Genomic DNA, 11,694 nt, shown 5'->3' with positions numbered 1-11,694 from the left:
GGGCCCGGGCTCCCCCGCGAAGGGGAGCCCGGGCCTCGTCGCACAAGCCGCGTTATGCGGTCTTGCGGTCGCGCGGATGCACCGCGATGTTCATGCGGCCGGAGCGCAGGACTTCGAGCCGCTCGGCGAGGACCTCCTCCAGCTCCTCACGCGTGCGCCGCTCCATCAGCATGTCCCAATGCGTACGGACCGGCTTGGACTTCTTCTCTTCGGGCTCGTCGCCGTCGATCAGCAGCGCCTCGCTGCCGCAGAACCGGCACTCCCAGATGTGCGGGATCTCGGCCTCCACCGAGAACGGCACCTCGAAGCGGTGTCCGTTCTGGCATGCGTACTCGACGGTCTGGCGAGGCGCCAGATCGATACCGCGGTCGGTCTCGTAGCTGGTCGCCCCGAGTCGCGTGCCGCGGAGAGCTCGCTCACTCATGAATCGTGCCTCCCGGGCTCCTGGCCCACAGGACTGGATGTCGCTGTCTTCGTCGGTCCGTACAACGTGCGGCAACCGTCGAAGATTCCCGCAGTACGCGCGCGACTTACGTCACGCCGCCCAAGTTTGTACCCACCCGCGTCCGATTTGTCACATCTGGCGGCAGATATCACCCTCGGTTGACCCATCGTGCCTCGCAGTCACGAAATGACAGGCCTCCGCAGTGCCTCCATTCGGCCTTCACGAGATCTCACGAGATGTTCGGCACCGGGTTGCCCACGGCCTCGATCGCGCGGCGCACCGGGACGCGCGTGAGCAGCAGGAAGCCGATCGCGAAGAAGACCAGCAGCGAGATGATCGCGATCCGGTAGCTTCCGGTCAGCTGGTAGGCGAGGCCGAAGACGAGCGGGCCCATCCAGCTGGTGCCACGGTCGCTGATCTTGTAGAGGGAGAAGTACTCCGCCTCGTGCCCGGCCGGGATCAGGTGGGAGAAGAGCGAGCGCGACAGCGCCTGGCTGCCGCCCAGCACCAGGCCGATGGCGGCGGCCAGGGTGTAGAACCAGATCGGCTGGTGGGCCGGCATGACGTAGCCGAAGGCGAGGGTGACCACCCAGGCCACCAGCGAGCCGAGGATGGTGCGCTTGGCGCCGAAGCGGCCGGCGATGCGGCCGAGCAGCAGCGCGCCGCCGATGGCGACGATCTGGACCAGCAGAACGCCCGCGATCAGCGTGGTCTGGCTCATGCCGAGCTCCTCGCTGCCGTAGAGGGAGGCCTGCGAGATCACGGTCTGGATGCCGTCGTTGTAGCAGAGGAAGGCGATCAGGAAGAGCAGCGTCAGCGGGTACTTCTTCATCCCGCGCAGCGTTCCGGCCAGCTCGCGCAGGGTGCCGCCGGCGTGCTCGTCGACGGGCTTCGCGACCGGGGCGAGCCCGGCGCGCTGCGGCAGACGCAGCATCGGGAAGATCGTGAAGGTCGCCCACCACAGCCCCGCCGAGGCCAGGCAGAGGCGGACCGCCGTGCCGCTGGAGAGGCCGAGCGCGCTGTGGCCGAGGAAGAGGGCGAGGTTCAGCACGAGCAGCAGGCCGCCGCCGGCGTAGCCGAAGGCCCAGCCCTTGGAGGAGATCCGGTCCCGGTCGTCCGGCGGGGCCAGGCCCGGCAGGAAGGAGTTGGCCAGCGCGGCGGAGACGGCGTAGCTGACGTTGGCGACGACCAGCAGGCCGCCGCCGAGCAGGTAGCGGTGGCCACCGAGGAAGAACATGCCGAGCGTGGCCGCGGCGCCGACGTAGGCGAAGGAGCACAGCAGCGTCTTGTGGCGGCCGGTGCGGTCCGCCGTCGCGCCGGCGAGCAGCATCACCGCGACGGAGATGAGCACGGAGAAGGAGACCGTGTACGGGAAGAACGATCCGGCTCGGACGGCGAGGCCGAGCGGATGCACGTCGCCGTGGGCGTCCGAGGCGTTCTTGGCGATGTCGGTGAGGTAGGGGCCGAGGAAGACCGTCAGCACGGTCGCCGAGAAGGCCGCGTTCGCCCAGTCGTTGAGGTACCAGCCGAGTTGGGCACGCTTGAGGTCGGTCGTCTCGGTCGACGCCGGGGCAGTAGTGATCAAATCCAGGCTCCGCGCTCGATCAGGACATCGCGCAGGACGTCGATGTGATCCGTCATGATGCCATCCACACCCAGATCGAGCAGTGACCTCATCCGATCGGATTCGTTCACGGTCCAGACGTGGACCTGCAGGCCGAGGGCGTGGGCCGTCTCGACGAAGGCGCGGTCGACCAGGCGCGGGCCGGTGTCGCCGCCGCCTGCGACCCGCTCGGGCACCTGGAGGCAGACCGCCCGGCGGCGTGCCCCGCGGGCCAGCGGCAGCGCGCCGCGGGCGAGGGAGCGCAGCTTCAGGGCGGCGACGTCGCGCGGACCGGCGGAGGTGGCCAGGCGCGGCCCCGCCGCGGACCGGACGCCGGCCAGACGCGACTCGGAGAAGGAGCCGACGCAGACGCGGTCCCAGGCGTTGGTCCGGCGCACGGCGTCGACCAGTGGACGGACCGCCGCTGCGGCCTTCACGTCGATGTTGAAGCGGGTCTCCGGGAAGGCGTCGAGCAGCTCCTCCAGCGTCGGTATGGCCTCGCGCCCGCCGATCCGGGCGGCCGAGACGATGCGCCACGGCAGCTGGGCGACCGCGCCGGTGCCGTCGGTGACCCGTTCCAGCCGGTCGTCGTGGAAGGCGACCAGCACGCCGTCGGCCGTGGTGTGGACGTCCGTCTCCAGGTAGCGGTAGCCGAGCCGGACGGCGCGTTCGAACGCGGCCATGGAGTTCTCCGGACCGCCGAGCGTACCGCCCCGGTGGGCGAACGCGAGCGGACCCGGATGGTCCAGATAGGGATGTCGGGCGGCGGGGCGGCCCGGGTACAGAGCGGAATCGCTGGTCACGGGCAGAAGTATGCCCGTTGGCGCAGGTGGCGCGGAGTCACGGGGGTACCACCAATTGTCATCAATCGCTTGACTCGCCACACCCGCACGGATGAAATTAAGGCGCTGCGGCGGACGGCGTATTCCGCGGCGGTTCCCCCGTCCTTTTGCCGGATGTCTTTTCGGCATGCCTTCCTGCGCAATCCGTCATGAATAAATCGGTGCCAGCACCGATTTTCTTGCAGAATCTGATCGAAATTGATAGGTCGATGTCTGAGCGAGATCGAATCGCCCGGGTTCTGCCCGAGGGGGTGGTCGCGGCGCTCACCGCGCAGAGCCGCGCCGCCGCGAGCGGGGCGCTGTTGGCCGCAGGCGACCCGGGCGGCCTGCTGCGGCTGGACGGCGGGCGGGTCACCGGAGCGGAGAGCCCCGGCGCGCCGGGGGCGGAGGCGCTGCTGCTGCGCTCCGGCCGGGTCCTGGAGGCGTCGTGGGTGGCCGCCTACCAGGCGGGAGCACCGCACGGCCGCTTCGCGGTCGAGCTGGTGCGACGCGGCCTGGTCGGCGCGGCCGAACTGGAGACGGTCTGCCTGATGGCGTTGTTCGACGCCGTCTTCGCGATCGCGGCCGGGACGGTGGAGGAGTGCCGCTGGGAGCCGCAGGCGCTCGGCGGCGGCCCGGGCCCCGCCGCCGAGCCGCTCGGCAGGGAGCCCTGGACCAGCGACGTGACCAGGGTGGACGTGGCCCGGGTGCACGCCGAGACGGAGCGCCGGCTGGCCGCGTTGGCGCAGTTCCCGACGCCGGTGCGACCGGGGCGCGACCGACTCGCGGTCGTGGCCGAGTCGGCGGCGTCGCAGGCGGGGGCTGCTGCGGGCGTCGCGGGCCTGAACGCCGGGGGGCTCCGGGCCGCGGGCGGCCTGCGCCGGGAGGTGCTCGGGCTCGCCGACGGACGGCGCACCGCGCGGGACATCGCCTTCCTGCTGGGCCGCGGCGTCTACCCCGTGACGGTCGAGGCGTCCAGGCTGCTGGCCGACGGCCTGATCAGGCTGGGCAGGCCCGCCCGGGAGGGTGGCGAGGTCCGCCCCCTTCTGGCGCCCCGCCACGCGGCGCCACCCGTACCGTCGGCCGCCGCCTCGCCCGACGCCTTGTTCGGCGCCTCGTCCACCGGTTTGTCCGGCGTCACGGACGTCGCGACACCCCTTGTCGGCCCGGTGCGGCTGCCCCGACGGCAGAGTCGCGTGAGCGGCTCATGACCCACGGCGGGCTCTGGGGGGAGGCGACCAACGAGGAGGCGGCCCCGGGAGCGCTGGAAAGCGCGATGCGCATCCCCGGCGCGGTGGCGGCGGCCTTCGGTGACGTCGGCAGTGGGCGGGTGCTCGGCTCGACCTCCCGCCCCGCGCGGACCGGGGGCGTTCCGGTGCCGTTCGGAAATGTGGCACTCGGAATTGCGATGAGCGCGGTCGCGGACTTTGCCGACTTCGGCGGAAATCCCAACACGGACGGACCGGACACGACCGAAAACGGTCAGGCCGTCGAGGAAGTCATCGTCACGGGATCGCGCTATTTCTCTCTCTGGCAGGCGGCGCGGATGCGTTCGGGGGAGTGGCACGCGTTCATCCAGATTTCCCTGGACCGTACGCAGGCGAATCTGGCCATGGCCCGGCTGGATCTGCGAGCGGTCGCGGAATGCCTGCCGGGCGCCGTCGAGTACCACCGGTACCTCGACACCGCCTCGCGGGCGCCCGCGCCCGTCGCCCAGCGGGCCGATCCGGCCCCGCCCGCGCCCCCGGCTGCGCCCACGGCGGCAGCCGCAGCGCCTCCCGCGCCTCCCGCAGCAACGCACGAGCCGCCGCACGAAGCACCCGACGAGGACGGGGAGGAACTGCCGCGCCGGAACCCCGGCCGGCAGATACCCGGCTCGGTGCCGGCCGCGCGCGCCAAGCAGGTTTCGGAATCGACGCTCCGTCAGATTCTGTGGGGTCTCAGGCGGTACCGGTAGGGCCGGTGCCCGGGGAGGGAGTCAGTGAATGAGTCAGGAGGCGCTGGTCGCCGAGATCCGGGGCCTGCGCGAGCGGGTGCCCGGCATCACCGACGCGGCTGTCGCCGCCGTCGACGGCCTGCTGGTCGCGGCGGACACGGCGGCGGAGATCGACCCGGAGTCGCTGGCCGCGCTGGCTGCGGCGGGCCTGGGCCTGGCCCGCCGGACCGCGGCCGTCTCCGGACGCGGCCCGCTGCGCCAGACCGTGACCCACTGCGGCGGCGGTTACGCCGTGATCTACGCGGTGGGCGACACCGCACTGCTCGCGGTCCTCGGCGACGAGGGCCTCGACCTCGGGCGCCTGCACCTGGAGACCGGCGCGCTCGTCGAGCGCCTCGACGACCTGCTGTGCGGGCGCACGAGATGAAGGACACAGAAGACCGACCTTGGGGAAGACCATGAACACACCGGCGAGCATGTCCGACCGCATCACCGAACTCGTCAAGCACCTGCGCAACGACGTGCCCGACTGCCTGGCGGCGGGGGTGATCGACCTGTCCACGGGGATGCTGCTGACCGTGGAGACGGTCGACTCCCATCCGGCGGAGGTCCTCGACCTGCTCGCCGCCGCGACCTTCGAGCTGTTCCAGGGCCGGAACGTGGTGATGATCGAGAACATCTTCAAGGAGCGTCGTGGCGTCTCCTCCGACCGACACTACTTCCAGGAGGTGCTGGTCAACAGCGACAACCTGGCACACCTGTTCATCCGGATGGAGAGCCAGGACGAGATGGTGGCCGTCGTCGTGTGCCGCAAGAGCGTCAACGTGGGGATGCTCTTCGCGCAGACGCGAAGGGTGATCAAGGAGCACGGCCCGATGTGAGGCCCGCGCTCAGGTGAGGGTCTGACCTCTGGCCTCCAGGGCCAGTCTCAGCAGCCGCAGGGCACGCGGGCCGACGCCGCTCAGCCGGCGCAGGTCCGCCTCGGGGACGCCGTCCAGATCCCCGAGGCGGCGGTAGCCGGCCCGCTCCAGGGCGAGGCGCGCCGGCTCGGTCAGTCCGGCGGGCAGGTCGTCGGTGGTCATGGCGGAACCTCCGGCGGGATCGTGGCGGGAGGGGGACGGAAGCGGCCGACGGCCGTTCTGTACCCGCTCCCGCCGCGTCCTTCACCTGTCCCGGCGGGGCGGACGCCGGGTCAGATGCCGCCCAGGTCCCGCTCGACGGCGGCCAGTTCCTCCGCCGAGCCCTGCACCTTGGGGCCGGTGAACCACTTGCGCGCGGAGGCCGCCCACCACACGCCGGCGAAGCCCAGCACCACCAGCACCGCGATCGGGGCGTAGTTGAAGTTCGCCGCGGTGACCGGGTTGGCCGTCGGCAGCATGAACAGCACGGTGATCACGACCACCCAGGCCACCGCCGCGATCCCGACCGGGCGGCTCCAGCGCCCGAGGTGCCACGGCCCGCGCACGAACGACCCGCCGAGCCGCACCCGCAGGAACGTCGGGATCACGTAGGCGATGTAGAGGCCGATGACCGCGATCGAGGTGACGGCCGTGTACGCGGTCGCGTTCCACAGCGCGGGCAGCCCGAGCAGGAACGCTCCGGCGGCGGCCAGCCAGACGCCGTTGGTGGGCGTCCTGGTGCGCGGGTTGATCTGGTGCCAGAGCTTCGAGCCCGGCAGCGCGCCGTCGCGGGAGAAGGCATAGATCATGCGGGAGTTGGCGGTCACCGAGCTCATCCCGCAGAACAGCTGCGCGCCGATCGCCACCAGGAGCAGCAGCTTGCCGCCGGTCGCGCCGACCGCGTCCATGAAGATCTGCGCCGTGGCCACGCCCGTCGCGCTGCCGGCCTCGCCCTTGTAGTCCTGGATCGCGAAGGTGACGCCGATCAGCAGCACCCAACCGGCCAGCAGCGAGACGATGATGGACATCACGATGCCCTTGGGGCCGGAGCGCGCCGCGTCCCTCGTCTCCTCGGTCATGTGCGCGGAGGCGTCGTAGCCGGTGAAGGTGTACTGCGCGAGCAGCAGGCCGAGCGCGGCGACGTAGATCGAGCTGCCCCAGCCGGTGTTGTTCACGAAGTGCCCGAAGACGAAGCTCGCGGACTGGTGGTGGCTTGGCACGATCGCCAGGACGCCGACGATCACCAGCACGCCGAGCACGTGCCACCACACGCTCACGTTGTTGAGCAGCGCCACCAGCTTGACGCCGAAGGTGTTGAGCGCGCCGTGGACGACCAGGATCAGCCCGAAGATGAGCACGGTGTGCGCGGCGCTGGCCGGGAACCAACCCTGGAGGTCCAGCAGGGCGTTGATGAACTGCGCGGCGCCGAAGTCGATCCCGGCGGTGACCGCCACCTGTCCGAGGAAGTTGAACCATCCAGTGAACCAGCTGAACACCGGCCCGTTGTCCGGCGAGAGCTTCGCCGCCCAGTAGTACAGGCCGCCCGCGGTCGGGTAGCTGGAGCAGACCTCGGCCATGGCGAGGCCGACGAGCAGCGTCAGCAGGCCGACGACGGGCCAGCCCCAGACGATGACGGCGGGCCCGCCGGTGCCCATGCCCGTGCCGTAGAGGGTGAGGCAGCCGGAGAGGACCGAGATGATGGTGAAGGAGACCGCGAAATTGGAGAAGCCCGACATGGTGCGGGCCAACTCCTGTGCGTAGCCGAGCTCGTGAAGGCGTTGTTCGTCGCTTGGAGGGTCTGTCGGGGAGAGCGCGGTGGGTTCTGTGGACGACATGCGCACCTCTGGTCTGTGGGGTGCGGACCGCTCAATGGTATGAAGGCAGTCCATTGGCGCCCTATTCAGCACCGCCCGCTACGGTGCCGTCAAGAGGTCGACGGTGACCGGTCGTCCGCCAGGCCTGTCGCCGGCCCCCCGCGACGACAGCTCCGCCCCGCCGGATCGGATCCGGCGGGGCGGGAGAGCTGAGCGGCCTTCAGTGGTACCGCGGGGCCTCCGAGGGCATCGGCGGCACCTGCGGCAGGACCGGCACCGGCGGCAGGTCGACCGTCGGCAGGTCGAGCCGCGGGTGCTCGATCGCCGAGAGGTCGGACACCAGCGTCGGCTCGGTGGCGTGCGGCGCCGACGGGACCGGGGCGAGGTCGGCGGTGCTCTCGGTGCGGGTGTCCGCGTGCGGGAGCAGGGCGATGACCGCGTCGCGCTGGTCGATCGGGGCCTCGTCGTCCAGGGGGTCCGGGGTCGCCGGGACCTGGAGGCGGACGGGGGCCGCGCCGCCGAGGCGGGCGTAGCCGCGACCGGGCGGGGTGTGGCTGGACGGGGTGATGTCCAGCGGCCCGCCGAGCGCGTCGAGTGCCATGTGCTGGCTCAGCGGTCCCAGCACGACCCGCGCCTTGCACGCGGCCCGGACGCTCGGACGGATCCGCTCCAGCGCGTCGAGCCGGTCCACCACCACGACGGTGACGTGCGCGCTGCGGCCGTGCCGCAGCGGGGTCTCCAGCAGCTCCTGCGGGTCCGGGCGGCCCTCCGCCTGCGCGAGCTCGGTGAGCTCGGAGGGGTGGTCCAGCAGCAGCCACAGCGGGCGCAGCGTGTCCGCGGGCGGCATGCCGCCGGTGCGCTTGGCGTGGTTGTGCGCGTCCAGCCGGCGCTGCGTCTCGGTGGCGGCCCACTCCAGTGCGGCGAGCGCGCCGTGCAGGCTGGTCTCGACCGTCAGCACACCCGGACGGCCGACCAGGCAGGCGTGCTCGCCGGTGCCTGCGCCGTCCACGACGACGATCTCGCCCTGCGGCAGCGCCTGCAGCGCGAGGGAACGCAGCAGCGTGGAGGCGCCGAATCCCGGTGTGCCGAGCGCGAGCAGATGCGGCTCCGCCGAGCGCGGGCCGGTCCGCCACAGCACCGGCGGCTGGTGGGTCTGGGCGCCGCCCTGCCGCACCGGGATCATGCGGTTGGTGCTGGTGGTGTCGGTGAAGCCGAGCACCAGCTCGCCCGCGGCGGTGACGAAGCGCTGCGCGCTGATGTCGCCCGGCAGCGGCGGGAGCGCACTGACCTGGAGGCGGTTGACCTCCTCGTCCCAGGTGAACCGGAACTCGCGGCTGCGTCCGGACTTGCCGTGGATCACCTGCTCGATCCGGGCGCGGGACTGCGGCTCGGTGTCGGTGAAGTACGCCGGGTAGCGCAGGTCCAGCTGGACCAGCCGGCCCTCCTCGTCGAACTCCCAGCTGCTGAACGCGTCCTTGAAGTCGCCGCCGTGCGCGTAGAGCGGGTCCGGGTCCGACTCGTGGACCAGGTACGGCGTCAGGGCGGTGTAGATCGCGGCCAGTTTGAGGTTGCTGGTGTCCGGCGCGGGCGGCGGCGGGGCGACGCGTTCGCGTCCGGCCCAGGCGGCGCTGCCCATCAGGGCGAGCAGGGCCAGCAGCGGCCCGTAGGGCAGCAGGGCGACGGCGGCGATGACGGCCACGACCAGGAAGAGCGCCGGGCCGCGCTTGTCCTTGGGCGTGGTGGCCCACCAATTCTTCGCCCAGGCCGCGTGGGCGCGCAGGCCGCGGCCGATGGTGATCATCGGGCCGAACATGTCGGCGGCGTGATCCCCGGCCGTGCGAGCCAGACTGCGGCCTCGGGCCAGGTGTTCGGTGAAGGTCATCTGGGTGCTCCGGGGCAGGTGCGGGGTCGCGTCAGAACTTGATGCCGCCGAGCAGGCTGGCCAGGCTGGCTCCGCCGGCCTTGATGCTCGGGGCGATCGCGGTGCCCGCGAGGTAGAACCCGAAGAGGGCGCAGACGACGGCGTGCGAGAGCTTGAGGCCGTCCTTGCGGAAAAACAGGAACGCGATGATTCCCAGCAGGACGACTCCGGAGACGGAGAGGATCACGAGGGGCTCCTCGGCTTGGGGACAGCGGGCTGGAGGGGGGCGTGGCGCGCCTGGTGGGACAGGACGGCCGCGCGACCGGGGTTACGCACTGTCGAACAGCCGTAACGATAAGTAATACGTACTGGATAGCATGAGATCTGGTGATTCGCCGGGTCTGCACCTGCTTGTACGGGGATCGTGTCCCGTGGCGCCCGCCCGGACGCGGCGGCGCGCGGGAGGTTCGCCCGGATGGCTGATCACTCGTTCGGTGGGTACCGCGGCCCGTAGGCTGTCGTCTCGGCCGACCGGTTCCAGTGACACCGATTCCACCGACGGAGCGCAGCTGACCATGAGTGACCAGATCGACCCCGAGGTTCTGGAGTTCGCGGCCAAGGTCTTCGACCTCGCGCGTGGCGGCGACGCCGCGGCCCTGGCCGGCTACCTCGACGACGGCGTCCCCGCAGAACTGATCAACGAGAAGGGCGACAGCCTGCTGATGCTCGCCGCGTACCACGGCAACGTGGGCGCGGTGCGGGCGCTGCTGGCGCACGGCGCCGACGCGAACCGGATCAACGACCGCGGGCAGACCCCGCTGGCCGGCGCGGTGTTCAAGGGCGAGCGCGAGATCGTCGAGGCGCTGCTGGCCGCGGGCGCGGACCCGGACGCGGGCCAGCCGTCGGCGCGGGCCGCGGCGGAGATGTTCGGCAAGACCGACCTGCTGGGGTAGCGACCCCCCCCGTGTGACGGCGGCCCCCGCGGTCCAGGACGGGAGTGCGGGGGCCGCCGTCGGTCCTGCGTAGACTCGAACGCCGCAAGGCGGACCGAGTGGAGAGTGTGCGCGTGGAGCAGATACGAGTCGTCGGGTACGCCCACCCGGACGCGCGGCTGCTGATGGACGAGGTGCAGCAGGAGTACGTGCGCCGCTACGGGGACGGGGACGCGACCGTCCTGGACGCGGCCGAGTTCGAGCCGCCGAACGGCGTGTTCGCGGTCCTGTACGACCTGGACGGCGTCACACCGCTCGGCACTGGGGCCTGGCGGGCCCAGGAGGGCGGCGAGATCGGGCTGGCGGACGGGGATGCCGAGCTGAAGCGGATGTACACCCGCGCGTCGGCGCGCGGCCGGGGCCTGGCCCGCCGGATGCTCCGTCACCTGGAGCAGGACGCCCGCAGGGCCGGACGACGCCGCATGATCCTGGAGACCGGCGACCAGCAGCCGGAGGCGCTGGCGCTGTACGCCTCGGAGGGCTACGAGCCGATCGTGAAGTTCGGCTACTACCGCGAGTACGACTCCGCGATCTGCCTGGGCAAGGACCTCTGACGCTCCGGCGCTCCGATCGAGGGTGGTGCCGCGGCACCGACCCGGGCGGGCTAACCCCGGCGGCGGGGCGGCGGGCGACGGCGAAGACTGGAGAGGTCTGCGTTCCAGGCCGGACGCGGCGCCGTCGACGTGCGTGAGCGCGTGGGGCCGCGTCCGGCGCAGCCCGTGCAGCCCCGTCCGCGAAAGCGCAGCAGGCTGCGCTGACGAGAGGACGGCTCCATGGCCTGCCTGAACCGCAAGGACCTCGGACTGCTGGCCCTTCGCCTCGGTACGGGCGGCGTGCTCTTCGCGCACGGCGCACAGAAGCTCTTCGGCTGGTTCGGCGGCGGTGGCCTCCAGGGCACCGGCAAGGCGATGGAGTCCATGGGCTTCCATCCCGGCGGCCAGGCCGCGCTCGCGGCCGGGCTGGGCGAGGCGGGCGGCGGCGTGCTGCTCGCGCTCGGCGCGGCGACCCCGCTGGCCGGCGCGTCGGCGGCGGGCGCCATGGCCGGCGCGGTCTCGGTGCACCGCCCCGGCGGATTCTTCGCCATGCAGGGCGGCTACGAGTACCCGGCCTACCTCGGCTTCGTCGCCGCGGGCCTGGGCCTGGCCGGACCGGGCCGCTACTCCTTCGACCACATCACCCGCCACCGGCTGGACCGCCCGGCCATGGTGCTGCTCGCCTTCGCCGCGAGCGCGGCCGCGGCGGCGGCCGTCGTGAGCCGCCGCGAGTCGACGGTCGCCGAACGTGCCGCCGCCGCCCAGGACGAGGCCGACGCCGAAGCCCAGG

General features: G+C 72.0%; 14 protein-coding genes. 7 read left to right on the top strand and 7 right to left on the bottom strand.

The genetic code is table 11. The features are described 5' to 3' along the window. Positions 1 to 52: 52 nt before the first annotated feature. The 3 genes from TR49_RS27630 to TR49_RS27620 form a co-directional block, all read right to left on the bottom strand. Positions 53 to 424, bottom strand: a complete 372-nt coding sequence (locus TR49_RS27630) for an RNA polymerase-binding protein RbpA (RefSeq protein WP_042386575.1) — start codon at positions 422 to 424, stop codon at positions 53 to 55. Positions 425 to 674: 250 nt separating this feature from the next. Beyond that, positions 675 to 2,036 carry an MFS transporter gene (locus TR49_RS27625; RefSeq protein ID WP_084725537.1) on the bottom strand — a complete coding sequence of 454 codons (1,362 nt, stop codon included), beginning with the start codon at positions 2,034 to 2,036 and terminating at the stop codon, positions 675 to 677. Continuing rightward, the gene (locus TR49_RS27620; protein WP_042386573.1) at positions 2,027 to 2,851 is read right to left on the bottom strand and encodes a glycerophosphodiester phosphodiesterase family protein; all 825 of its coding nucleotides are present in this window, start codon (positions 2,849 to 2,851) and stop codon (positions 2,027 to 2,029) included. Before TR49_RS27620 ends, TR49_RS27625 begins: the two co-directional genes overlap by 10 nt. Before the next feature lie 248 nt (positions 2,852 to 3,099). Between TR49_RS27620 and TR49_RS27615 the strand changes: the two genes are divergently transcribed. The 4 genes from TR49_RS27615 to TR49_RS27600 are packed head-to-tail and all read left to right on the top strand — an operon-like array spanning position 3,100 to position 5,686. After that, the gene (locus tag TR49_RS27615) at positions 3,100 to 4,080 is read left to right on the top strand and encodes a hypothetical protein (RefSeq protein ID WP_152627490.1); all 981 of its coding nucleotides are present in this window, start codon (positions 3,100 to 3,102) and stop codon (positions 4,078 to 4,080) included. After that, positions 4,077 to 4,826, top strand: coding sequence for a hypothetical protein (locus tag TR49_RS27610; RefSeq protein WP_042386572.1), 750 nt, complete (start codon positions 4,077 to 4,079; stop codon positions 4,824 to 4,826). Before TR49_RS27615 ends, TR49_RS27610 begins: the two co-directional genes overlap by 4 nt. A 28-nt stretch (positions 4,827 to 4,854) precedes the next feature. Then, a complete protein-coding gene (locus tag TR49_RS27605; protein WP_174501612.1) occupies positions 4,855 to 5,232 on the top strand; it encodes a roadblock/LC7 domain-containing protein in 378 nt (125 codons plus the stop codon). 49 nt (positions 5,233 to 5,281) lie between these two features. Next, a complete protein-coding gene (locus TR49_RS27600) occupies positions 5,282 to 5,686 on the top strand; it encodes a hypothetical protein (protein ID WP_236653560.1) in 405 nt (134 codons plus the stop codon). 9 nt (positions 5,687 to 5,695) lie between these two features. Here the strand turns inward: TR49_RS27600 and TR49_RS27595 are convergent, their stop codons facing one another. The 4 genes from TR49_RS27595 to TR49_RS27580 form a co-directional block, all read right to left on the bottom strand. Next, positions 5,696 to 5,887, bottom strand: coding sequence for a hypothetical protein (locus tag TR49_RS27595; RefSeq protein ID WP_042386570.1), 192 nt, complete (start codon positions 5,885 to 5,887; stop codon positions 5,696 to 5,698). A gap of 110 nt (positions 5,888 to 5,997) precedes the next feature. Beyond that, positions 5,998 to 7,539: an amino acid permease gene (locus TR49_RS27590; protein ID WP_042386569.1), complete on the bottom strand. Its 1,542-nt coding sequence runs from the start codon at positions 7,537 to 7,539 to the stop codon at positions 5,998 to 6,000. A gap of 199 nt (positions 7,540 to 7,738) precedes the next feature. After that, on the bottom strand, positions 7,739 to 9,400 hold the full coding sequence (locus TR49_RS27585) for a P-loop NTPase family protein (RefSeq protein WP_042386568.1): 1,662 nt from the start codon (positions 9,398 to 9,400) through the stop codon (positions 7,739 to 7,741). Between the two features lie 31 nt (positions 9,401 to 9,431). Continuing rightward, a complete protein-coding gene (locus TR49_RS27580) occupies positions 9,432 to 9,626 on the bottom strand; it encodes a hypothetical protein (RefSeq protein ID WP_042368350.1) in 195 nt (64 codons plus the stop codon). A gap of 328 nt (positions 9,627 to 9,954) precedes the next feature. Here TR49_RS27580 and TR49_RS27575 point away from each other — a divergent pair, with 328 nt between their 5' ends. From TR49_RS27575 to TR49_RS27565, 3 genes are all read left to right on the top strand, one after another. Next, positions 9,955 to 10,332: an ankyrin repeat domain-containing protein gene (locus TR49_RS27575; RefSeq protein WP_042386567.1), complete on the top strand. Its 378-nt coding sequence runs from the start codon at positions 9,955 to 9,957 to the stop codon at positions 10,330 to 10,332. Positions 10,333 to 10,496: 164 nt separating this feature from the next. Further along, on the top strand, positions 10,497 to 10,925 hold the full coding sequence (locus TR49_RS27570; protein ID WP_084725536.1) for a GNAT family N-acetyltransferase: 429 nt from the start codon (positions 10,497 to 10,499) through the stop codon (positions 10,923 to 10,925). Between the two features lie 219 nt (positions 10,926 to 11,144). Next, a partial coding sequence (locus TR49_RS27565; RefSeq protein WP_084725529.1) for a DoxX family protein occupies positions 11,145 to 11,694 on the top strand: 550 nt, incomplete at its 3' end.

It is taken from the genome of Streptacidiphilus melanogenes, assembly GCF_000787835.1.
Taxonomy (GTDB): domain Bacteria; phylum Actinomycetota; class Actinomycetes; order Streptomycetales; family Streptomycetaceae; genus Streptacidiphilus; species Streptacidiphilus melanogenes.
The sequence above is the reverse complement of the archived record's forward strand: the minus strand, read 5'-3'. Positions and strand labels throughout refer to the sequence as shown.